Raw genomic sequence first — 23,291 nt, 5'->3', positions numbered from 1 at the left:
GCCAGGTCAACGATCGGACGGGCGGTTCGGTTCCTGATCGGGTGCCGGTGCGTCGACGGCACGTACCTCGATGGCGCTGTGCACCTTGTCGATGCCGCCGCGCAACAGGGCCCGTGGCACGAAGTACCAGGCGTGGTTCCAGTACCGCTTGACGATCGCGTCGAACACCCGCCGGGTCTCGGACTTCGGCAGGTTACTGGCCACCGCCTCCACCGGATCACCCTTCGGGGCGCCGAGCACACCGCATTTCTGGATCGTGACCCGCGGGGTGTTGTTGATGCGCTTGGTCTTCCACGATCCGTCATCGGTGATGATCAGCAACTTGTCACCGTCCGGGACGCCCCACACCGCGGTCGGCTTGGGCTTGCCTGTCTTGGTGAAGGTGGTCAGCAGCAGGTACTTCTCCCGGTAAACGTCCTCGAAGGTCGGTGCCATGGGACTCAATTCACCGGTTTGAGCAGAAGCGAAACATTGTTCTGCATGCCGCCGCGCAGCTTGGAGAACACGTTGAACGTCTTGCCCAGCAGGCCGTACCGCTTGCCGATCGCGTCGTAGGTGGCGCCGTTGGCCGATTTGGGCAGGATCTCGGCGACGGCCTCGACCGCCTCGCTCTTCGGATTGCCGCGCACGTCACACGCCGCCACGGTGACCCGCGGCGTGTTGCGGATCCGTTTGACCTTCCAGGACGACTCCTGGGTGATCACCACCAGTCCGTCCGGTGACGGCGCGGCCCAGATGGCGGTCGGCTTGGGCCGCCCGTCCTTGGTGAACGTGGTCAGCAGAACGTAGTTGGCCTTGGCGACATCGGCGAAGGTGAGAGCCATGCTGCCCAATCTAAGCCAACAGGTCAGCGGACGTTGATTCTGCGAACAGGGCGCAAATGTGCGAGAACGGTGCGCCCTGGACGCAGAGTCAGCGCGGTCAGCCCTCGAGGTCGCCTTCGGTTTCCAGCAGCACCTGCCGGAGCCCGTCGAGGGTGGCCTGCTCGGGTTGGGCCCACATGCCACGCCCCGCAGCCTCGAGCAGCCGTTCGGCCATGCCGTGCAGCGCCCACGGATTGGATTCGGACATGAACTTGCGGTTCTCGTCGTCGAGTACGTACTCGGCCGAGAGCCGTTCGTACATCCAGTCGGCCATCACATGCGCGGTGGCGTCGTAGCCGAAGAGATAGTCGACCGTGGCCGCCATCTCGAAGGCGCCCTTGTAGCCGTGCCGGCGCATCGCGGTGATCCACCGCGGGTTGACCACCCGGGCCCGGAACACGCGGTTGGTCTCCTCCGACAGCGTCCGGGTGCGGACGGCATCGGGGCGGGTGTTGTCACCGATGTAGGCCGCCGGGGCCTGTCCGGTCAGTGCCCGCACAGTGGCGACCATCCCGCCGTGGTACTGGAAGTAGTCGTCGGAGTCGGCGATGTCGTGTTCGCGGGTGTCGGTGTTCTTGGCCGCCACCGCGATTCGCCGGTAGGCCCGGTTCATGTCATCGGCGGCGGGGGCTCCGTCGAGTCCGCGACCGTAAGCGAATCCGCCCCAGGCGGTGTACACCTCGGCCAGATCGGCGTCGTCGCGCCAGTTGCGGCTGTCGATCAGCTGCAGCAGACCGGCCCCGTAGGTTCCCGACTTGGAGCCGAAAATTCTTGTGGTGGCTCGTCTTTGATCACCGTGTTCGGCCAGGTCGGCCTGCGAGTGGGCGCGCACGTAGTTGTCCTCGGCTGACTCGTCGAGGCCGGCCACCAACGCCACGGCGTCGTCCAGCATGGTGACCACGTGAGGGAAGGCGTCGCGGAAGAAGCCCGAGATCCGCACCGTGACGTCGATGCGCGGCCGGCCGAGTTCTGCCAGGTCGATCGGCTCCAGGTTGACCACGCGGCGGGACGCGTCGTCCCACACCGGCCGCACTCCCAGCAGTGCGAGCACTTCGGCGATGTCGTCGCCGGCGGTGCGCATGGCCGAGGTGCCCCACACCGACAGCCCGACCGATTGCGGCCAGCGACCGTAGTCGGTCCGGTAGCGGTCCAGAAGTGAATCCGCCATCGCCACACCGGTTTCCCACGCCAGCCGCGACGGAACCGCCTTGGGGTCCACCGAGTAGAAGTTGCGCCCCGTGGGCAGCACGTTGACCAGGCCGCGCAACGGCGAGCCGGACGGCCCGGAGGCGATGAAGCCGCCGGCCAGTGCGCGCAGCACCTGGTCGATCTCGCAAGCCGTGCCGGCCAACCGGGGCACCACCTCGGTCGCGGCGAACCGCAGGATGCGGGCCACCTCGGGATTGTCGGTGATGCGGTCCACCGCAGAAGCGTCCCAACCGGATTCCTGCAGTGCGGCCACCAACCCGCGGGCACCGGCCTCGGCGGCGTCGACGGCCGCGCGGTCGTCACTGCCGTCCTCGGTCAGGCCCAGCGCCTGACGCAACCCGGGAACCGTCTGCTCACCGCCGAACAGCTGCCGCGCCCGCAGGATCGCCAACACCAGGTCGAGTTCGCCCTCACCGCTCGGCTTCTGCCCCAGCACGTGCAGGCCGTCGCGGATCTGGACGTCTTTGATCTCGCACAGCCAGCCGTCGACATGCAGCAGCATGTCGTCGAAGACGTCCTCGTCGGGGCGGTCCTCCAAGCCCAGGTCGTGGTCCATCTTGGCGGCGCGCATCAACGTCCAGATCTGCTGGCGGATGGCCGGAAGCTTGCCCGGGTCCAGGGCCGAGACGGTGGAGTGCTCGTCGAGCAGTTGCTCCAATTTGGCGATGTCGCCGTAGGTTTCGGCACGAGCCATCGGCGGGATGAGGTGATCGATCAGGGTGGCGTGCGCCCGGCGCTTGGCCTGGGTGCCCTCCCCTGGATCGTTGACCAGGAACGGGTAGATCAGTGGCAGGTCCCCGAGGGCGGCGTCGGTGCCGCAGGCCGCGCTCATGCCGAGCGTCTTGCCCGGCAGCCATTCCAGGTTGCCGTGCTTGCCCAGGTGCACCACGGCGTCCGCACCGAACGATCCCGGGAACGACTTGTCCAACCAGCGGTAGGCAGCCAGGTAGTGGTGGCTGGGCGGCAGGTCGGGGTCGTGGTAGATGGCCACGGGGTTCTCCCCGAAGCCGCGCGGCGGCTGAACGATCAGCACCACGTTGCCGGCCTGGATGGCCGCGATGACGATCTCTCCGTCAGGATCGCGACTGCGGTCGACGAACAGCTCCCCCGGTGGCGGGCCCCAGTGCTCGACGACGGCATCGGAAAGCTCGGCGGGCAGCGTGGCGAACCAGGCCCGGTAATCCTTGGCCGGGACCCGAATCGGGTTGGCGGCCAGCGCCTCGTCGGTCAACCAGTCCGGGTCCTGACCGCCGCGCTCGATCAGCGAGTGGATCAGGGCATCTCCGTCGCCGGAGTCGACGATGGTGGCGAGGTCGCCGGGTGCGGTGGCCTCACCGATGTCGTAACCCGCATCGCGCATGGTGCGCAGCAGTGCGACCGCGCTGGCCGGGGTATCCAGACCGACGGCATTGCCGATGCGGGCGTGCTTGGTGGGATAGGCCGAAAACATCACCGCCACCCGCTTTTCCGCGGCCGGGATGGCACGCAACCGAGCGTGCCGTACGGCCAGGCCCGCCACCCGCGCGCAGCGCTCGGGATCGGCGACGTAGGAGATCAGCCCCTCGGAGTCGATCTCCTTGAAGGAGAACGGCACCGTGATGATGCGCCCGTCGAACTCGGGAACGGCGACCTGGGTGGCCACGTCCAGCGGCGACATCCCGTCGTCGTTATCCGACCACTGATCCCGTGAACTGGTCAGGCACAGGCCCTGCAGGATCGGAATATCCAGTGCGGCAAGGTGAGCGACGTTCCATGAATCGTCGTTACCCCCGGCACCGACTGTCGCCGGAGTGGCGCCACCGGCAGCGAGCACCGTGGTGACGAGCGCATCGGCGGTGCCGAGCAACTCGAGGAGTTCGGGTTCGGCGGTGCGCAGGGAGGCGCAGAACACCGGCAGTGCCCGGCCGCCGGCCTGCTCGACGGCGTCACACAATGCCTCGACGTAGCCGGTGTTTCCGGCGAGTTGCTGGGCGCGGTAATAGAGGACTGCCACGGTCGGGCCGGCGGCCTCGGTGGCGGCGCGCTCGAGGACGCCCCAACTCGGGGTGCTCGCCGGCGCCGCGAAGCCGAATCCGGTCATCAGCAAGGTGTCGGACAGGAAGGAATGCAGGTTCCCGAGGTTCTCCAGCCCGCCCTGGGCCAGGTAGATGTGGGTTTGCAGAGCCGCACCCTGCGGGGCGGTCGAATGCCCCATCAGCTCGGCGTCGGGCGACTGCTCACCGCTCACCACGATGGTGGGCAGGCCGCTCGACACCACGGTGTCGATGCCGTCCTGCCAGGCCCGGTACCCACCGAGGATCCGGATCACCGCGATGTCGGCGCCCTCCAGGAGCTCCTCGAGCTCACCGGTGACCAGCCGCGACGGATTCGCCCAGCGGTACCGCGCACCGCTGGCGCGGGCAGTGATCAGATCGGTGTCCGAGGTCGACAGCAGCAGGACGGTGGGCGTAGTGGCATCGTTTGCGGCGGTCGCGGCGGCGGCGTCAGAAGGGTGGGACACCCCACATTCGTACCGCACCGGCTACCCGATCGGGGCAGCCGGTGCGGTACGGATCAGCAACGTTCAGGGTTGAGTTTCACCGAACCGGTCGTGCCACGACTGCCGGTACGGCCGGCCCGGCGTCGCAACGAGCACCAGCACGAGCACGGCGAATGCACCGAAGGCGAGCATGGATCACTCCTTTCGTCTGAACCTCTGTCAAGCTGTTCAACTTCCCGGTACCGGTGGTCCCGGAAATTCCTCTAAACGGTACGTCCGGCGGCGCGGAAAATGGCCGATCTGTAAGCGACCGAACAGGTTTCCGCACCTATGACGGATGTCACAACACCGGCCGAAAGTAGGATGGACTGCGAGATGACCAGGACCCGCGACAACGACGCCTGCCCCGGCGCATTGACGGTGCACCAGGCCGCCGACGGCGCCCTGGTGCGGATTCGGCTCCCCGGCGGGATGATCACACCCGCCCAACTGACCGCGCTGGCCGAGGTCGCCGAGCAGTTCGGCTCGCCGGCAATGGAACTCACGTCTCGCGGCAACATCCAGATCCGGGCATTGACCGATACCGACGGCGCTGCCACCGCGCTGGCCGACGCCGGACTGCTGCCGTCGCCGACACACGAACGGGCCCGCAACATCGTCGCCTCGCCCCTGTCCGGCCGTTCGGGCGGCATCATCGACGTCCGCCCGCTGGTTACCGAACTCGACGACGCCATCCAGGCCGACCCGGCTCTGGCCGGACTGCCGGGCAGGTTCTGGTTCAGCCTCGACGACGGCCGCGGCGACGTGTCCGGGATCGACGCCGACACCGGGGTGCACGCACTGGACGACGGCACGTGCGCACTGCTGCTGGCGGGGCGCGACACCGGAGTACGACTCGAAACCGGTGACGCGACGACCACCCTCGTCGAGGTGGCCAGACGGTTCCTCGACATCCGTGGAAAGGCCTGGCGGATAACCGAACTCGACGATCACTCGGCGCTGTTGGACGGTATGACCGTCTCCGCCCCGGCAGGCGCCACCTGGCCGCCGACAGTCCAACCACCCGTCGGATGGATACCGCAGAACGACGGCCGCATCACGCTGGGCGCCGGACTGCCCCTGGGTGTGTTGCAGGCCCGGACCGCCCACTTCCTGTCCGCGATCGAGTCGCCACTGGTGATCACCCCGTGGCGCTCGGTGCTGGTGTGCGACGTCGGCGAAGGTGAAGCCGACATGTCGCTTCGTGTGCTCGCGCCACTGGGACTCGTATTCGACGAGAACTCGTCGTGGCTACGGATCAGCGCCTGCACCGGCAGCCCCGGATGCGCCAAGTCGATCGCAGATGTGCGCGCCGACGCGGCCCAGGCGGTCGACACCCCCACGGAGTCGCACCGGCATTTCGTGGGCTGTGAGCGGGCCTGCGGCAGCCCACCCACCGCCGAGGTCCTGATCGCCACCGAGGACGGATACCGGCTGCGTATCACGCCCCCGTAGGGTATGCGGGTGCTCGACTACATCCGTGACGCCGCCGAGATCTACCGGCAGTCATTCGCGACGATCCGCGACGAGGCGAACCTGTCGCGCTTCCCCGACGATGTGTCACGGGTGGTGGTGCGGCTGATCCACACCTGCGGTCAGGTCGATGTCGCCGACCATGTCTCCTACACCGATGACGTCGTGACCAGGGCGCATGCCGCGCTGGCCGCGGGTGCGCCGGTGCTGTGCGACTCGTCGATGGTCGCAGCGGGCATCACGCGTTCACGGTTGCCCGCCGATAACGAGGTCATCTCACTGGTGGCCGATCCCCGCGCCCCGGAGCTGGCGGCGAAGTTGGGTTTCACCCGGTCGGCGGCCGCCGTCGACCTGTGGGCCGACCGCCTCGGCGGCGCGGTGGTGGCGATCGGCAATGCACCGACTGCCCTGTTCCGGCTGCTGGAACTGCTCGACGAGGGTGCGCCCGTCCCTGCCGCGGTGCTGGGTGGACCCGTCGGCTTCGTCGGGTCGGCGCAGTCCAAACAGGAATTGATCGAGCGCCCGCGTGGCATGTCCTATCTGGTGGTGACCGGCCGGCGCGGTGGCAGCGCCATGGCCGCGGCCGCCGTCAATTCGATTGCGAGTGAGCGCGAGTGAGCACAACGGCGTCAGAACGTGAAACCCGGGGCACCCTGTACGGCGTCGGGCTGGGCCCGGGCGATCCCGAGCTCGTGACGGTCAAGGCAGCCCGCCTGATCGGTGCGGCGGACGTGGTGGCCTACCACAGCGCCAAGCACGGTCACAGCATCGCCAGGGGCATCGCCGAGCCCTACCTGCGCGAAGGTCAGCTCGAAGAACACCTGGTCTACCCCGTCACCACGGAGACCACCGAGCATCCCGGCGGGTACGTCGGCGCGATGGAAGACTTCTATGCCGCCGCGGCCGAGCGCATCGCCGCCCACCTGGAGGCCGGCCGCGACGTGGCACTGCTGGCCGAGGGCGATCCGCTGTTCTACAGCTCCTACATGCACATGCACACCCGGCTGACCGAGCGATTCCACGCCGTCATCGTACCCGGCGTCACCTCGGTGAGCGCGGCCTCGGCCGCCACGGGCACTCCGCTGGTGCAGGGCGACGACGTGTTGACGATCCTGCCCGGCACGCTGCCCACCGCAGAGCTGGAGCGCCGCCTGGCCGACACCGACGCCGCCGTCGTACTCAAGCTGGGCCGGTCTTACACCCGAGTACGGGAAGCCCTGGAGTCGACCGGACGGCTCGACGAGGCGTACTACGTCGAGCGGGCCAGCACCGATCGGCAGCGGGTTTCGCCGGCCGGCGAGGTGGGCGGCGAAGGCGGCACGGACGTCAAGGTGCCGTACTTCTCCCTGGCCATGGTGCCCGGCCGGTCACGTTCCACCACACCTCAGGGCAGTGTCGTGGTCGTCGGCCTCGGACCGGGCGACTCGGACTGGATGACCCCGCAGAGCCGCCGTGAACTGTCCGCCGCCACTGATCTGATCGGCTACGGCCCGTATCTCGATCGTGTCGGCGCCCGCGCCGGGCAGCACCACCACCCCAGCGACAACACCGACGAGCCGGCCCGCGCGCAGCTGGCCTGCAAGCTGGCTCAGGAGGGCCGGACGGTTGCGGTCGTGTCCTCCGGCGATCCGGGCGTGTTCGCCATGGCCACCGCGGTGCTCGAGGAAGCCAAGCAGTGGCCCGGCGTCGAGGTCCGGGTGATCCCCGCGATGACGGCCGCGCAAGCGGTCGCCAGCCGGGTTGGCGCCCCCCTCGGCCACGACTACGCGGTGATCTCCCTGTCCGACCGGCTCAAGCCGTGGGACGTGATCGCCGAGCGTCTCACCGCCGCGGCCAAGGCCGATCTGGCGCTGGCGATCTACAACCCCGCCTCCAAGACGCGGACCTGGCAGGTCGGCGCCATGCGCGAGTTGCTGCTGGAGTACCGCGATCCGAGTACCCCGGTGGTCGTCGCACGGGCCGTCTCCGGCGCCGAGCCGGGCCCGGGCGAACGGGTGTCCGTCGTACGACTCGCCGATCTGGATCCGGCCCAGGTGGACATGCGCACCATGTTGATCATCGGCTCGTCTCAGACGCAGTGGTACACCGGCTCGGCGGCCGGTGACACCACCGAGGACCGGGTGTTCACCCCGCGCCAGTACCCCGGCTGACCTCATCGACTGACGCGCGTCGAGATTCATTGACAGCTGTCAGTAGGACCGATAGTGTCCGGCGTCATACCCGTTCGAAATGGGAGGGCCGGCCACCATGCCGACGGCACCACAGGGCGCACCCGCGCGGTCACCGGTCGACCGTCGGCAACCGCAACGCAGCGATCAGCGCCGCACCGCAATCCTGGAGGCGCTCAACGAGCACCTGCAGAAGACCGGGTTCGACGCGCTGAACATCGCCGAGGTGGCGCGCCAGGCCGGGGTGGGTCGATCAGCGTTCTATTTCTACTTCGAGAACAAGGCAGCCGCCGTCGCCGCCTTGGTCGAGCCCATGTACGACGCGTTGTTCGCCGCCAACAACATCCTGGCCGACGCAACCCGGCCGCCCCGAGACCGTGTCCACGACACCATCGAGGCCGTGCTGCGGACAGCCGAGGATCATCGCTACCTGGTGCAAGCGATGTTGGAGGCGCGGGGGTCCAGCGGGGCGGTTCGCGATCTGTGGGACCAGGCGCGGGAATCCTTCGTCCCGACCGTCTCCACGGTGATCGCCGCCGAGCGCACCGCAGGCCGTGCGCCCGACGGGGCCGATCCGGTGGTACTCGCCAGCCTGCTGATCGAGTTCAACGATCGCCTGGTCGAACGATTCGTCCTGGGTGGACCGCTGTCGCGACAACAACTATCGGAAGGTGCTGAGGCAATGTGGATGGGCTCGATCTACGGGACAATTCGGTGACCGCCGCGGGTTCGATCCCCATGTCCATCCCGGGCAAACCGGCCGAGGTGACCGCCGGATGGTTGTCGAAGGCCCTTGGCGCCGAAGTGGATTCGGTACAGACCGCACCGATCGGCACAGGCCAGACCGGTGCCACCTACCGGGTGTCGGTCACCTACCGCGACGACGACGCCCTTCCGGGTACGTTCGCGGTCAAGCTGCCATCGCAGGACGAGACGGTGCGCGACCGCGTCACCATCGGGTACCGGTCAGAGCACGCGTTCTACACCAATGTCGCCGACCACGTACAGATCCCGGTCCCACATTGCCACCATTGCGAGATCGCCGGAGAGGGAGCCGATTTCGTCCTGCTCCTGGCCGATATGGCGCCGGCCGAGCAGGGTGATCAGATCGCCGGCTGCACACCGGCCGAGGCCACGCTGGCAGTCCTGGCACTGGCCGACCTGCACGGGCCGACGTGGGCCGACCCGCGGTGGGCCAACTTCCCCGGTATCGCCATGCCCAAGCCAGAACCCGACTCCGCCAAGGGATTCGGTGACGTCGCCAAGATGGCCGCCGACATCACGCTGGACAAGATCGGCGCACGCCTGAGCACCGAGGACCAGGACACCATGCGCGCTGCGATGTCGGTCGTCACCCCGTGGCTGTTGGCCGAACCCGACCGGTTCGCGATCCTGCACGGTGACTACCGCCTGGACAACATGCTGTTCGACCCCGACCGGACCCGGATCACCGTGGTGGACTGGCAGACTCTCGGCTCTGGCCTGCCCGCTCGTGACCTGTCGTACTTCACCGCGACCAGCCTGGATCCAACCGTCCGGGCTGCCGCCGAATCCGACCTCGTCACGGCCTACCACGACCGGCTGCTGTCACACGGCGTCACCGAATATGACCGCGAAACCTGTTGGCAGGATTACCGTTTGGGCATGCTGCAGGCGCCGCTGATCACTGTGCTGGGCACCGCTTTCGCCAGCTCCACCGAGCGCGGCGACGACATGATGGTGGTGATGGCACAGCGCGGTTGCCAGGCCATCCGGGAACTCGGCACGCTCGATCTGATCAACGCCTGACCGGCGGTCCCGTGACCCGGGTGCCAGGGGTGACGCGGGCGATCCCCCGCACGATCCGAGGCATCCGCCGTGCCATCACCGCCATGGCCTGGTCCGATCGACGCATCGTGGGCCTCGGACCAGGTGTGGGCACCGAGGATAGCTCCGCTTCGGGCGTTCCGGCCCGCGCACCGTGGCGATCGACCGCGAGGAGCCGCCAGGTGCCCGGCACCCCACGTAGCTCGACGTCGCCGCGGTCCTGGAAGCCGGTTCCCGAGCCCACGACGAGATCGCGGACGGTACTCGACACCAGGATCTCCCCCGCGCCGGCCAACCCGAGGATGCGCGCCGCGATGTGGACGGCGATTCCCCCGATATCGCCGTCCAGCAGCTCGCATTCGCCGGTGTGGATGCCGGCGCGGATCTCGATGCCCATGGTCTCGGTCTGATCGCGCAGCGCCTCGGCGCAGCGGATCGCCTGTGTGGGACCGTCGAATGTGGCGAGGTGTCCGTCACCGGTGCTCTTCACCACGACACCACCGAATCGACCGGTCAGGTCAGTGGTGATCTCCCCCATCCGATGCAGCACCGCCCGCCACCGCTCGTCACCGGTGGCCGCGGCGTGTTGGGTGGAGGCCACCATGTCGGTGAACAGCACCGTGCGCAGCGCCCGGTGGGACTGCGACGGTGCAGCATGGCTGCCGGTGAGGAATCCCTCGATCTCGCTGGTGATCTCGTCGGGGTTGGCAATCCAGGGCGCATGGTCGGTGCCGTCCACCTCCAACAGCCGCGCACCCGGGATGCGGGCGGCGATATACCTCCCGCCCTGGATCGGGACCAGATCGCCGGTGGCGTGGATGACCAGAGTCGGCGCCGTGATCGTCGACAGGACCGACCGCACATCGATCCGGAACAGTGCCCCCAGCGTGGCCCGGGCCATTCCCGGGCTGGCACTCATCCGCTCGACCATCCCGAGCTGACGCACCGAACCGGCGTCCGGGAGCAGCAGTTTGAGGGCCGCACCGGTGCCCCACTGCGAGGTGCTGGCGCGGCCGAACTCCTGAAAGGTGGCCAGCTGCCGGGTCGAGGGCGTGTATTCCTCGCCCATCTCGGTCAAGATCCGGGCGTGCAGCTCGGACGGGTCACCGTCGAAGTCAGCCCACTGGGTGATACCGAAGTACGCGAAGGTGCCCGCGAGGATCAGGGCCTGGGTCCGTTCAGGCCGGGTCGCCGCGAACAGCATCGCCGCGGGTCCGCCCTCGCTCAACCCGAACAGCACGGCACGGCCGAACCCTGCGGCATCCATCACGGCCTCGATCTCGGCCGCCCGTTCGTCGAGCGTGCGTACCTGCGGGACGGGGTCCGACAGCCCGACGCCGGCCTTGTCGTACAGCAGGACGCGGCAGAACGTCGAGATCCGCTCCATGAAGGCCTCGAACTCGGGCATCGTCCAGAACAGCTCCAGATGGCTGACGAACGAACCGGCGTAGACAAGGTCGACGGGCCCGTCTCCGAATACCTGGTAGGCGAGACTCAGACCGCCGCACGATGCATATGACGTCTCCGCCACGTTCGGAGCCTACTGCTGCAGGGCACCTCAGCCTGCGGTTTTGGCCCTAACCCAGCTCGCAGCCTCCTCGACCGTGGCGACCGTCTGCACGCCGGGCGGGAGTGCCGGACGGTCCACCATCACCACCGCCACGCCCGCCGACTCGGCCGCCCGCAGTTTAGGCTCGGTCATCGCGCCGCCACTGTTCTTGGTCACCAACGCATCGACGCGGTGCTCCCGCAGCAGCGCCAGTTCCCCGTCGTAGTCATACGGACCGCGGGACAGCAGCAGTTCATGATCGGCAGGCAGGTTTTCGGAGTCGGGCGGGGTGACGGCGCGGATCAGGAACCAGGCGTCGACGTCCTTGAACGCCCGGGTGCCGGATCTGCCGGTGGTGAGGAAGACCCGTGAATAGCCGTTACCCGTCACGGTTTCGGCGGCTTCGGTGTCCGATCCCACCACGATCGCCGATCCTGGCGCCCAGGCCGGCCGGGCCAGGACCAGATGGGGCACGCCGAGTTCGGCGCACGCCTGTGCCGCATGCGCGGTGATGGTGGCGGCGAAGGGATGGGTGGCATCGACAACCGCCTCGACACCCTCGTCGACCAGCCATCGCCGCATACCCTCCACACCGCCGAACCCGCCGATGCGTACCGGACCGACCGGCAGCGCCGGGTCGGGGACCCGCCCGGCCAGCGAGCTGATCACCGCCACGTCTGGGTGCAGAACGGCGGCCAGGGCCCGCGCCTCGCCGGTGCCACCGAGCAGAAGGACTTTCATCAGTGGGTGGCCCCGCGGCGCCGATCCGACGAGTACAGGTAGCTGTCGGAGAACCCTTCCGCGGCAAGGACATCGCCGACGACGATGACCGCGGTTTTGGTCACCTCGGCGGCGTGCATCTTCTCGGCGATGTCGGCGAGCGTGCCGCGCAGCACGATCTCCTGCGGCCAGCTGGCGAATGCCACCACCGCACAGGGTGTTTCGGGTCGGTATCCGCCGTCGAGGAGCTGCGGGACGATGTTGTCGATCTGGGCGGCGGCCAGGTGCAGCACCAACGTCGCGCCCGGGGCCGACAGCGTGCGCAGGTCCTCACCGTCGGGCATCGCCGTGGACAAGGTGGCCACCCGGGACAAGGTGACGGTCTGGGCCACGCCGGGGACGGTGAGTTCGCGCCCCAGGGCGGCGGCCACCGCGGCGAATGCCGGTACGCCGGGCACGATCTCGTACCCGATGCCCAGTTCGTCGAGCCTGCGGCACTGTTCGGCCAGCGCACTGTAGATCGACGGGTCGCCGGAATGCAGCCGGGCCACGTCGAAACCCGCGTGCTCCGCGGCCACCAACTCGTCGATGATCTGGTCCAGGTTCAGCGGACCGGTGTCGACGACCTTGGCGTCGGGCGGACACAGCGCCAGCAGATCGTCGGGCATGATCGACCCGGCGTACAGACACACCGGACAGCTACCGAGCAGCTTGGCGCCGCGCACGGTGATGAGATCGGCCGCGCCGGGGCCGGCGCCGATGAAGTACACCGTCATCGCTTGACCACCGCCCACTGGGTCACCGGCAGCGCAGGACGCCAGCCGGTGAATCCGCCGATCGCACCGCCCTGGTAGTGCTGATAACGCCGCAACTCGCCGCCTTCCTTCGAATACCATTGCGCGACAACTACCTCAGATTCCAGCGTGACGGCATTGACCACCAGGCGCCCACCTGAGGGCAGCCGGTCGAAGCACGCCTGCAGCAGCCCGGGCTGCGTGACGCCGCCGCCGATGAAGATCACGTCGGGATCGGGCGCACCGTCGAGCGACTCGGGCGCACCACCGCGCACGTCCACCCCGACCCCGAACGCCGTGATGTTGCCCATGATCCGGTCCCGTCGCTGCTCATCCCGCTCGAATGCGATCGCCGCGCATCCCACTGCGCTACGCGACCATTCGATCGCGATACTGCCTGAGCCCGAGCCGACATCCCACAGCAGTTCCCCGGGCCGGGGTCCCAGCGCGGCCAGGGTGACGGCTCGGATGGACTGCTTGGTCAGCTGGCCGTCATGGGCGAACGCCTCGTCCGGCAGCGCCTGAGCCCGGCGCTCGTCGGGAAGATAGGCCACCGCGACGACGTTGAGGTCGTCGATTCCGGCCGGCGGTGTCGTCGCCCAGACCCGGGCGAGGCCGTCGTGGCGGCGCTCTCCCGGCCCGCCCAGTTGCTCAAGCACGGTCAATTCCGAATCCCCCCGGCCGGATTCGCTCAAGAACCGAGCCAGCACGGCGGGAGTCTGCGCGTCGCGCGACAGCACCACCGCCCGGCCACCACGCCGCACCGCGGTGTGCGGTGGGGCGGTGACCAGGCTGATCACCTCGGTGTCGGGCACTGTCCAGCCCAGCCGCGCGCAGGCCAGCGTCACGCTCGACACGTGCGGCAGCACCCGGACCCGCTGCGCACCGAACAACCGGATCAGCGTCGCGCCGATGCCGTGCAGCAGCGGATCCCCGCTCGCCACCACGTGCACATCGGCGTCACCGAAAAGCGTCGGCAGCGCGGGCAGCATCGGCGACGGCCACTCGCGCCGGTCCCGCGTCACGCTGTCGTCGAGCAGCTCCAGTTGCCGTGGTGAGCCGTACACGACGGTGGCGGTCGCCAACTCGTCACGCGAGGTCTGCGACAACCCCGCCATCCCGTCGGCCCCGATGCCGACCACCGTGATCGTCATCGGGGCCTTCTCTCTTCGCGCAAGCGGCTCATCGGGGCAACCTGCGCCAGATCGGCCGCGGCACGAACCGCGTCACGAAGATCATCGGCCGAATCACCCACGGCACCCACACTGCGCGCTTGCCCTTGTGCAGCGCCTTGGCCGCGGCCTCGGCCACCTGAGCAGGGGTGCTGGAGAACGGCGCCGGCTCCATCCCCTCGGTCATCCGGCCGATTACGAACCCGGGTCGCACGATCAACAACTGGACACCGGTCTCGTGCAGGGCATCGGTGAGCCCGGAGGCGAACGCATCCAGTCCGGCCTTGGCCGAACCGTAGACGTAGTTGGCGCGGCGGGCCCGGGCGCCGGCGATCGAGGAGAACACCACCAGCCGACCCCGATCCCTGGCACGCATGCGCTGGGCCAGCACGGTGAGCAGGCCGACCTGGGCCACGTAATCGGTGTGTACGACAGCCACGGCATGGGCCGCGTCGACCTCGGCCCGGTCCTGATCCCCCAGCACCCCGAAGGCCAGCACGGCGGTGCCGATCGGTCCGTGCGCGGCTTCGACCGCGTCGACGACACCGGCGTGACCCGCGACGTCGTCGGCATCGAACTCGGCGGTGTGCACCGCCGCTGCACCGGCCGCCTGCACCGCCGCAACCTGCTCGACGAGCTGATCGGTGCGGCGGGCCGCCAGCACCACGACCGCCCCGGCGGCGAGCCGAACCGCGAGTTCGACACCGATCTCGCTGCGACCCCCGAAAATCACCACGACACGGGGATCCGTGCCGGTAATCCCGGCCGTGTCTGCTGTGTCCTCCATGGCAGCGATTATGTCCTGCGCTAGCGTGGACCCCGATGGCTACATCTCGTGGCAGGGCAACCACCAAGCTCACCAGCGAAGCGTTGGCGTTCCTCACCGAACGTCACCTGGCGATGCTCACCACGCTGCGCTCGGACAACTCCCCGCACGTCGTGGCGGTGGGTTTCACCTTCGACCCGAAGACCCACATCGCGCGGGTCATCACCAACGGTGGTTCGCAGAAGGCGGTGAACGCGCACGAGCGTGGCATCGCAGTCCTCAGCCAGGTCGACGGTGCGCGCTGGCTGTCGCTGGAGGGCAAGTCCACGGTGAGCAGCGAGCCCGACGCGGTCCGCGACGCCGAGCTTCGGTATGCCCAGCGCTACCGCACCCCGCGGGTGAATCCCCGCCGTGTGGTGATCGAGGTACGGATCGAGCGCGTGCTGGGCTCCTCGGAACTGCTGGACCGCAGCGAGGGCTAGTTCCCGGCTAGTTCACCGGCACCACGACGAGGTCGTGCGGTTGGTTGTTGACCGATTCTGCGCCGTCTTCGGTGACCACCACGATGTCCTCGATCCGCGCGCCCCACTGCCCCGGGAAATACACGCCGGGCTCCACGCTGAACGCCATCCCGGCTTCCAGCGGCAGATCATTGCCCTCCACGATGTAGGGCTCTTCGTGCACCGAGAGTCCGATGCCGTGTCCGGTGCGGTGGACGAAAGCCTCGGCCAACCCTTCGGCGGCCAGCACGTCGCGGGCGGCCGCGTCGATCTGTTCGGCGGTCACGCCGGGGCGTACCGCCGCGACGGCCGCCTGCTGGGCGCGCTGCAGCACCGCGTAGCGCCGCGCCACCTCGGGATCCGGTTCGCCGATGCTGTAGGTGCGGGTCGAGTCGGAGTTGTAGCCGGGCTCGTATGGACCGCCGATGTCGACGACGACGACGTCACCGGCGCTCAGCTCGCGTTCCGAGCATTCGTGATGCGGGTCGGCGCCGTTGGGGCCGGAGCCGACGATGATGAACGCCACCTCTGAATGCCCTTCGGCCACAATCGCTTCGGCGATGTCAGCGGCCACGTCAGCCTCGGTGCGGCCGGGCACCAGAAAGTCGGGCACCCGCGCGTGCACGCGGTCGATCGCGGCGCCTGCCTTGCGCAGCGCGTCGATCTCGGCAGGGTCCTTGATCATCCGCAGCCGCCGCAGCACGTCGGTGGCCAGCACCGGGACGACCCCGAGGAGGTCGGCCAGGGGCAGCAGGTGCAGCGCGGGCATCGAGTCGGTGACCGCTGTCTCCACGCCGGTTCCGCCGAGTGCCTCGGCCACCATCTGGTAGGGATTCTGGCCGTCGACCCAATCACGCACCGTCACACCGAGATCGGTGACCGCAGATTCCCGCAACGCGGCCAGCTCGAGGCGCGGTACCACGATGGTCGGATCGCCTGTGGCAGGCAGGACCAGTGCGGTCAGCCGCTCGAAGGTCTGCGCCCGTGAGCCGACCAGGTACCGCAGGTCATATCCCGGTGTGATGACCAGACCGGCCAGGCCGGCATCCGCGGCGGCTGACGCGGCCGCCGAAAGGCGGTGGGCGTAGACATCGGTGCTGAATCGGCTGACGGTCATGGGGTCGAGGCTAATCGCTGCGTCGCCCCGGTGTCCGTCCGAGTGTCCGTCCAGGGCGCCACCTCGCACCGGCTACTGTCGCTGGAATGTTGCGTGATATCCGTGATCTCACCGACGATCCCGAGGCCTACGCTGCCGAGCTGCGCCGGCGCTGGGGCGGCCTGCTGAGTTACCGCTACCTCGGGCGCTCGTACTCTTCGATGGATCTGGGCCCGGTCGACGACACGGTGACGTTGCGCCGCGACATGCGCAACCCAACCGGCGGGGTGCTGCTCGCGGTGCTGGGCATCTCTTCCCCGGACAGTGGCGGCGTGAGCGATCTGGACGCCGTGCCCAATCCGGTCATCCATTCCTGCCAGGTGCTGGACCCGGCGCGCGATGTGACGCGCATCCGGGTGGACACCGAAGTGCTCAAGCAGGGCAGGCAACTGGCCTACAGCCGGTCGATGATCGTCGACGCCGACAATCCGGACCGGGTCATCGCCCTCACCGAGGGCCAGGGCATCTCGATCGGCGTGCCACCGGAGGGCCTCGAGAAGATGCCGGTGGACCCGATCGGCATCGTCGACGGTCCGGATCTGCCGCCGCTGTGGCAGGTGTTCGGCGGGACCAAACGCACCGACGGACACTGGGCGCTGCCGGAACTTGCAGTCGAGGTCGCCTCACCGGACGCCGCGCTGCACATCGGGCCGCAGTTCGTGATCCTGGAGGCGGCCGCGGCCGACGCCGCCGCAGGCGCGGCAAATACCGAGGCACTGCAAGGCCTTTCGTCGCATGTGATGTTCCTGGCTCGCGGCAAGGCCGGCCCGTTCCGGGTCGACACCCAGGTGCTGTCCGGAGCGGATGGCACCATCGCGGTGCGGGCGACCCTGCACGATGAGGGTGCCGACGGCAAAGCCGTCACCGCCGCGTCCTATGTCTTCGGTCGGATGGAGGAAACCCGATGAGCGACCCTGTTCTGCTGCTCGACGGCGCCAGCATGTGGTTCCGGTCGTACTTCGGCGTGCCGTCGTCGATCAAGGCGCCCGATGGCCGGCCGGTGAACGCGGTGCGCGGGTTTTTCGATTCCATTGCCACGCTGGTGACCCGGGAGCGGCCACGCCGGCTGGTGGTGTGCCGCGACGACGACTGGCGGCCGCAGTGGCGCGTGGACCTGGTGCCGTCGTACAAGGCTCATCGGGTCGAAGCGCCCCAGCCCGACGGAATCCCTGACGTCGAAGAGGTCCCCGACGATCTGACCCCGCAGGTCGACATGATCATGAACCTGCTCGACGCGTTCGGCATCGCGACCGCCGGAGCGGCCGGGTACGAGGCTGACGACGTGCTCGGCACGCTGGCCACCCGCGAGCAGCATGATCCCGTGGTGGTGGTCAGCGGCGATCGTGACCTGCTGCAACTCGTGCGCGACGAGCCGGTCCCCGCGGTCCGTGTGCTCTACATCGGCCGCGGTCTGGCCAAGGCGACGAAGTTCGGCCCGATGGAAGTGGCCGAGCAGTACGGGGTTCCGATCGACCGGGCCGGGCCGGCATACGCGGAGCTGGCCCTGCTGCGAGGTGACCCGTCCGACGGTCTTCCCGGGGTTCCCGGGATCGGCGAGAAGACGGCAGCGACGCTACTGGCCCGGCATGGTTCGCTGGTGGGCATCCAGGAAGCCGCTCAAGACCCGAAATCGTCACTGTCCAAAGCACATCGGGCCAAGCTCGTGGCCGCCGCCGACTATATGGCCGCGGCCGAACCGGTGGTGCGGGTGGCCACAGACGCTCCGGTGACGTTGTCCGGCGCGACCGATGAGTTGCCGTTGGCCGCCGGTGACCCGGCGCGGGTCGCCGAACTGGCTGCAGCGTACGGCGTGACCTCGTCGATCAGCCGGTTGCAGGCGGCTCTGGACCGACTGCCCGGCTGATCGCGCGAGGTGGCGGCCACCGATCCGCGCCGTTGGGGGCCTATCTAGCGGAAGGGCCTACTTGGGTCGACCGACCTCGTAGGTGCCCTTGTCGTCCTTGAACGTCACCGTCACCTTGCGCTTGGTGCCGTCGATGGTGACCTCGCAGTCGAAGGTCGAATCCTTCTCGACCGTCGGGTTTTCGCCGTCGTTGCACTTGACGCCGGTGACCTTGGTGGCGCCGTAGCCGTTGGTCTTGTCGGTGAGGATCTGCTCGACGCCGCTCTGGGCTTTGTTGATGTCGAGCTTGGTCGTGACGAAAAAGCCCGGCTTCCAGAAACCGAGGATGCAGACCACCAGCACGATGACGGCGAGAACGCCGCCGACGACGCCACCGATCACTCCGAGGGATGCCTTCGAGCCCTGCTCGGCACCTGGAATGCCGTACTGACCGAACTGGCCGGGCGCACCGTACTGGCCCGGTTGACCGTATTGCCCAGGCTGACCGAACTGACTCGGCTGACCGAACTGGCCTGGCTGACCCGGCTGTCCGGGCTGACCGTACGGGGGTTGCTGTCCATAACCGGGCACCTGGCCGTACTGAGGCTGCTGGCCGGGCTGTGGGTACGCCTGCTGCTGGGCGTACTGCTCAGGCCCGGGGTACTGCGGCTGCTGGGGCTGTTGCGGCTGCGAATAATCCGGCTGCTGCCCACCCTGCTGCTGCGGGTACGACGGATACTGCTGCGGTGTGTACGCCGGGGGCTGCCAGGCCGGAGCGTTGGTCGAGGCGTCCTCGGAGGCGGGAGCCGGCGGCTGCCACGCCTCGGCGCCGGCCGCCTGGTCCGCCCCGGGCTCAGGCTGCTGACCGGACGATGGTTGTCCCTGGTCAGGTCCCTGCGGTCCGCTCATGGTTCTCCTTGATCCTGTTCGGTGTCGCCCCAGACACCCTACCCCGCATCAACAGCAACAACGCCGCGCCGAACATCGTTGACAGCGCGTTTCGCGGTATTGCGCAAGGCGGATTGCGGCGCGGCATTACGGACTTGGTCGAGCAGATCGAGCACCTGGCGGCACCACCGCACGAAATCGCCCGCCGAAAGCGCCGAACCCGACCCGACGTCGGAGGCGGCCAGGGCGGCTGCCAGATCACCGGTGGTGGCCCAGCGGTAGACGGCGGTGACGAATCCTTCGTCGGGTTCCCGGCTCGGGGCCAGCCGGTGGCGCTGCTCGTCGCCCCGCAGGTCCGCCGAGATCCGCCGGGTCTGCGCCAGCGCGCGGCGCAGGCTGGCAGTGGGAATGTCGACACCGAGCACACCGCCCGCAGCGTCTCCCCGCGACTCGAACAGGACGGCCGAGAGCACCGCGGCCAGTTCCGCCGGCTGCAGGCCCTGCCACTGACCGCCGCGCAGGCATTCGGCGACCAGCAGATCGCTCTCGCTGTAGATCCGGGCGAGAAGCCGACCGGCGTCGGTGACCCTGAGATCCGCCTTGAGTTCGCCGCCATTGTCCGCTTCTATGAAGCCGCGTTCGCTGAGCAGCGCCACGATCCGGTCGAAGGTGCGGGCCAGCGAGTTCGTCGCCGCGTTCACCTTCTGCTGAATCTGCGCGTTGTCCCGTTCGATGCGCAGATAGCGTTCGGCGATCCGGGCCTGTGCTTCCCGGCCCGGTTGTTGATGTGCCGGATGATCCCGCAATTCGTCACGCAGGCCGGCGAGCTCGGGATCTACGTCACGTTCGGGAGCAGCGGCGCGCCGGCCCGCACGGACCGAGGGCAACGACAGGTCGGCCGCGGCCGACTGCAATGCCGACGCCAGGTCCCGGCGCACGCGCGGCTGCCGGTGCTCCACCCGCTTGGGTAGCGTCATCGCGCCCAGCGGCGCCGAGGCGCCCGAATAGTCGGCCGACGAAATCCGGCCGGCCCAACGATGTTCGGTCAGCACCAGCGGTCTCGGATCGTCACTGTCGCGTTGGGCCGCCTCCAGCACGACCGCCAGCCCGCCGCGGCGCCCCTGGGTGATGGTGATGATGTCGCCACGGCGCAGCGCGGCCAAGGCGTCAGTGGCCGCCTTGCGTCGCTGCAGGCGTGAAGCCCGCGACTGTGCACGCTCGCGCTCACCGATCTTGGCCCGCAACCGGACGTAGTCGAGGATCGGCGCGTCTTTACCGCCGAGTTCGGCTGCCAGCTCGCCCATCATCCGCTCACCGCGCGCGATCCCGCGCACCAATCCGACCACCGACCGGTCCTCCTGGTACTGGGCGAAGGACCGTTCCAGCAGTTTGTGGGCCTGTTCGGGCCCCATCTGCTGCACCAGATTGATCGTCATGTTGTAGCTCGGGGCGAACGAGCTGCGTAACGGGAAGGTTCGAGTCGACGCCAGGCCGGCGACCTCGGCAGGTTCCGCGTTGCTGTCGTCGGGCCGCCACAACACCACGGCGTGGCCCTCGACGTCGATGCCGCGGCGCCCCGCCCGCCCGGTCAGCTGGGTGTACTCCCCCGGCGTCAACGGGACGTGCTGCTCGCCGTTGAACTTCACCAGCCGCTCGAGCACCACGGTGCGGGCGGGCATGTTGATCCCCAGCGCCAGGGTCTCGGTGGCGAACACCGCCTTGACCAGCCCTGCGGTGAACAGTTCCTCCACCGTGTGCCGGAACACCGGCAGCATGCCGGCGTGATGGGCCGCCAGGCCGCGCAGCAGGCCTTCCCGCCACTGGTGGTAATCGAGCACGATCAGGTCGGATTCGGCCAGGTCGGCGCAGCGTCGGTCGACGATCTCGGAGATCCGGCCGCGTTCCTCGTCCGTGGTCAGCCGCAGTGGGGCACGCAGGCACTGCTGGACGGCCGCGTCGCAGCCGGCCCGCGAGAATACGAAGGTGATGGCGGGAAGCAGTCCCGCGGCGTCCAGGGTGGCGATGACGTCGGGCCGGCTGGGCGGCCGGTACAGCTGGGGACGACCACCGCCCCGACCACGTCCACGGCCCCGTGGTTCCCAGTCCGCCAGTCGGTCGGCCTCACGCCGATGGCTGATGTGGCGCAACAGGTCCGGGTCGACCAACGTTGATGTCGCCGCCGGGGCGGCTCCGCCAGTGCTTCCGGCGCCCTCGAACAGATCGAACAGCCGCCGGCCGACGAGCATGTGCTGCGACAGCGGGACGGGCCGGTGTTCGTCGACGACGACGGTGGTGTCGCCGCGGACGGTCTGGATCCAGCCACCGAACTCCTCGGCATTGCTGACGGTGGCCGACAGGCTGACCAGCAGCACCTCCTCGGGCAGGTGCAGGATCACCTCTTCCCACACCGCCCCGCGCATCCGGTCGGCCAGGAAGTGCACCTCGTCCATCACGACGTAGGAAAGTCCGTGCAGTGCAGGCGAATTCGCATACAGCATGTTGCGAAGCACTTCGGTGGTCATCACGACGATGTCGGCGTCCCCGTTGATGGACTGGTCGCCGGTGAGCAGTCCGATCTTGTCCGCGCCGTAGCGGGTCACCAGGTCGTTGTGTTTCTGGTTGCTGAGCGCCTTGATCGGTGTGGTGTAGAAGCACTTGCCGCCGGCGGCCAGCGCCAGGTGCACGGCGAACTCGCCGACCACGGTCTTGCCCGCCCCGGTGGGCGCGCATACCAGTACGCCGTGGCCGCTTTCCAGGGCGCGGCAGGCGCGGAGCTGGAAATCGTCGAGTGCGAACGGGTATTCGGCGGTGAACTTGGTCAGTTCGCCACCGTTCTGGTCACCCGACTCAGGTGGCATCGTCGTCGATGTCGATCCGCGATGCCCCCGAGTCCGGCGCTGTTACCGGGTCGGGCCTCGGAACGGGCTCCACCGTGGGGATCGGCGCGGCCTCGTCTTCCGGCACCTCCAGAGCCTCGCGCCGGGCCTTGCGTCTGTCGTTGATCCGGGCGACCTGGATGGCGAACTCCAGCAGCAGGCTCAGCGCGCAGGCCAGTGCCAGCATGGTGAACGGGTCCGAGCCGGGGGTGGCGAACGCCGCGAACACGAACAACCCGAAGATCAGTCCGCGACGCCACGACTTGAGCCGCTCGTAGGTGAGCATGCCGACGAGGTTGAGCATGATGATCAGCAACGGGAATTCGAAGCTGATGCCGAACACCAGCAGCAGGTTGATCAGGAATCCGAAGTACTGCTCGCCTGAAAGCGCGGTGACCTGTACGTCACTGCCGACGGTCAGCAGGAAGCCGAGGGCGGTGGCCAGCACCACGTAGGCCAGTACCGCGCCGGTGATGAACAACACCGCGCCGACGCCGACGAACGCCATCGCGAACCGGCGTTCCTTCTTGTACAGGCCGGGGGTGATGAACGCCCACAGCTGGTACAGCCAGACCGGGCAGGCCATCACCAGGCCGGCCGCCAGCGCCACCTTGAGGCGCAGCATGAACTGGTCGAACGGACCGGTCGCCAACAGCCGGCACTCACCGTCGGGGGCGATGGTCGCCCGGGCCGAATCCGGCAGCGAACAGTAAGGACCGCGCAGCCATTCGCCCAGGCTGTGCACGCCGAAGAATCCGTGGGTGTACCACAGGAATCCGAAGATGGTGGTGACCAGCACTGCGGCCACCGCGATCAACAGACGGTTGCGCAGTTCGTGCAGGTGGTCGACCAACGACATCGTGCCGTCGGGGTTGACCCGCGAACGGCGGCGGCGGGGATCGAGCTTCTTGATGAATCCGGAGGTCACGGGCGTGTTCTAAAGGCCTGGTCGTAGACGCGACACGGCATCGCGGGGCGATGACCGCGATC

The 23,291-nt window shown here is 68.5% G+C and carries 20 protein-coding genes; 8 read left to right on the top strand and 12 right to left on the bottom strand.

Translation table 11 applies throughout. From position 1 onward, the window contains the following. Positions 1-6: 6 nt before the first annotated feature. The 3 genes from AC4ELH_RS30460 to cobN all read right to left on the bottom strand — a co-directional run bounded on the left by AC4ELH_RS30460 (position 7) and on the right by cobN (position 4,572). Entirely contained in the window at positions 7-435 is a 429-nt protein-coding gene (locus AC4ELH_RS30460; RefSeq protein ID WP_448443046.1) for a PPOX class F420-dependent oxidoreductase, read from the bottom strand. Positions 436-440: 5 nt separating this feature from the next. Continuing rightward, complete coding sequence (locus tag AC4ELH_RS30455; protein ID WP_064880948.1) at positions 441-824, bottom strand: PPOX class F420-dependent oxidoreductase; 384 nt, start codon at positions 822-824, stop codon at positions 441-443. Between the two features lie 97 nt (positions 825-921). Continuing rightward, complete coding sequence (gene cobN / locus AC4ELH_RS30450) at positions 922-4,572, bottom strand: cobaltochelatase subunit CobN (RefSeq protein WP_498888509.1); 3,651 nt, start codon at positions 4,570-4,572, stop codon at positions 922-924. A 354-nt stretch (positions 4,573-4,926) separates the two neighbouring features. Here cobN and cobG point away from each other — a divergent pair, with 354 nt between their 5' ends. From cobG to AC4ELH_RS30425, 5 genes are all read left to right on the top strand, one after another. Continuing rightward, positions 4,927-6,045, top strand: coding sequence for a precorrin-3B synthase (cobG, locus tag AC4ELH_RS30445; protein ID WP_498888507.1), 1,119 nt, complete (start codon positions 4,927-4,929; stop codon positions 6,043-6,045). Positions 6,046-6,054: 9 nt separating this feature from the next. Further along, complete coding sequence (locus tag AC4ELH_RS30440; protein ID WP_498888505.1) at positions 6,055-6,681, top strand: precorrin-8X methylmutase; 627 nt, start codon at positions 6,055-6,057, stop codon at positions 6,679-6,681. Next, entirely contained in the window at positions 6,678-8,213 is a 1,536-nt protein-coding gene (locus AC4ELH_RS30435; RefSeq protein ID WP_064880945.1) for a precorrin-2 C(20)-methyltransferase, read from the top strand. The genes AC4ELH_RS30440 and AC4ELH_RS30435 overlap by 4 nt, the downstream gene beginning before the upstream one ends. A 79-nt stretch (positions 8,214-8,292) precedes the next feature. After that, positions 8,293-8,949: a TetR/AcrR family transcriptional regulator gene (locus AC4ELH_RS30430; RefSeq protein WP_174554314.1), complete on the top strand. Its 657-nt coding sequence runs from the start codon at positions 8,293-8,295 to the stop codon at positions 8,947-8,949. Between the two features lie 20 nt (positions 8,950-8,969). After that, on the top strand, positions 8,970-10,019 hold the full coding sequence (locus AC4ELH_RS30425; protein ID WP_448443508.1) for a phosphotransferase family protein: 1,050 nt from the start codon (positions 8,970-8,972) through the stop codon (positions 10,017-10,019). Here the strand turns inward: AC4ELH_RS30425 and AC4ELH_RS30420 are convergent. From AC4ELH_RS30420 to dprE2, 5 genes are read right to left on the bottom strand one after another with little or no spacing between them, the layout of a single operon-like run. Continuing rightward, the gene (locus AC4ELH_RS30420) at positions 10,009-11,568 is read right to left on the bottom strand and encodes an adenylate/guanylate cyclase domain-containing protein (protein WP_498888502.1); all 1,560 of its coding nucleotides are present in this window, start codon (positions 11,566-11,568) and stop codon (positions 10,009-10,011) included. The genes AC4ELH_RS30425 and AC4ELH_RS30420 overlap by 11 nt on opposite strands. A gap of 27 nt (positions 11,569-11,595) precedes the next feature. Then, entirely contained in the window at positions 11,596-12,327 is a 732-nt protein-coding gene (locus tag AC4ELH_RS30415) for a cobalt-precorrin-6A reductase (protein WP_498888500.1), read from the bottom strand. Beyond that, complete coding sequence (cobM, locus tag AC4ELH_RS30410; protein WP_498888498.1) at positions 12,327-13,082, bottom strand: precorrin-4 C(11)-methyltransferase; 756 nt, start codon at positions 13,080-13,082, stop codon at positions 12,327-12,329. Before cobM ends, AC4ELH_RS30415 begins: the two co-directional genes overlap by 1 nt. Further along, complete coding sequence (gene cbiE, locus AC4ELH_RS30405) at positions 13,079-14,254, bottom strand: precorrin-6y C5,15-methyltransferase (decarboxylating) subunit CbiE (protein ID WP_498888496.1); 1,176 nt, start codon at positions 14,252-14,254, stop codon at positions 13,079-13,081. Before cbiE ends, cobM begins: the two co-directional genes overlap by 4 nt. Before the next feature lie 28 nt (positions 14,255-14,282). Beyond that, the gene (dprE2, locus tag AC4ELH_RS30400; protein ID WP_064887192.1) at positions 14,283-15,059 is read right to left on the bottom strand and encodes a decaprenylphospho-beta-D-erythro-pentofuranosid-2-ulose 2-reductase; all 777 of its coding nucleotides are present in this window, start codon (positions 15,057-15,059) and stop codon (positions 14,283-14,285) included. 35 nt (positions 15,060-15,094) lie between these two features. Here dprE2 and AC4ELH_RS30395 point away from each other — a divergent pair, with 35 nt between their 5' ends. Then, positions 15,095-15,520, top strand: a complete 426-nt coding sequence (locus tag AC4ELH_RS30395; protein ID WP_055114847.1) for a F420-dependent biliverdin reductase — start codon at positions 15,095-15,097, stop codon at positions 15,518-15,520. Between the two features lie 7 nt (positions 15,521-15,527). On the opposite strand, the gene AC4ELH_RS30390 is transcribed toward AC4ELH_RS30395, so the two are convergent. Continuing rightward, complete coding sequence (locus AC4ELH_RS30390) at positions 15,528-16,655, bottom strand: M24 family metallopeptidase (protein ID WP_498888493.1); 1,128 nt, start codon at positions 16,653-16,655, stop codon at positions 15,528-15,530. A gap of 86 nt (positions 16,656-16,741) precedes the next feature. On the opposite strand from AC4ELH_RS30390, the gene AC4ELH_RS30385 reads away from it, so the two are divergent. Both AC4ELH_RS30385 and AC4ELH_RS30380 read left to right on the top strand, forming a co-directional pair. Continuing rightward, positions 16,742-17,602: a hypothetical protein gene (locus AC4ELH_RS30385; RefSeq protein WP_498888491.1), complete on the top strand. Its 861-nt coding sequence runs from the start codon at positions 16,742-16,744 to the stop codon at positions 17,600-17,602. Next, positions 17,599-18,558, top strand: coding sequence for a 5'-3' exonuclease (locus tag AC4ELH_RS30380; RefSeq protein WP_064960615.1), 960 nt, complete (start codon positions 17,599-17,601; stop codon positions 18,556-18,558). Before AC4ELH_RS30385 ends, AC4ELH_RS30380 begins: the two co-directional genes overlap by 4 nt. Before the next feature lie 57 nt (positions 18,559-18,615). On the opposite strand, the gene AC4ELH_RS30375 is transcribed toward AC4ELH_RS30380, so the two are convergent. From AC4ELH_RS30375 to tatC, 3 genes are read right to left on the bottom strand one after another with little or no spacing between them, the layout of a single operon-like run. Next, a complete protein-coding gene (locus AC4ELH_RS30375; RefSeq protein ID WP_498888488.1) occupies positions 18,616-19,446 on the bottom strand; it encodes a DUF4333 domain-containing protein in 831 nt (276 codons plus the stop codon). 38 nt (positions 19,447-19,484) lie between these two features. After that, positions 19,485-22,283: a DEAD/DEAH box helicase gene (locus AC4ELH_RS30370; protein WP_498888486.1), complete on the bottom strand. Its 2,799-nt coding sequence runs from the start codon at positions 22,281-22,283 to the stop codon at positions 19,485-19,487. Further along, positions 22,273-23,229, bottom strand: a complete 957-nt coding sequence (gene tatC, locus AC4ELH_RS30365) for a twin-arginine translocase subunit TatC (protein WP_064887186.1) — start codon at positions 23,227-23,229, stop codon at positions 22,273-22,275. Before tatC ends, AC4ELH_RS30370 begins: the two co-directional genes overlap by 11 nt. Between the last annotated feature and the right edge of the window lie 62 nt (positions 23,230-23,291).

Source organism: Mycobacterium shunyiense, assembly GCF_058270075.1.
Note: the sequence above shows the minus strand (reverse complement) of the source record. Positions and strands in the feature narration are given on the sequence as shown.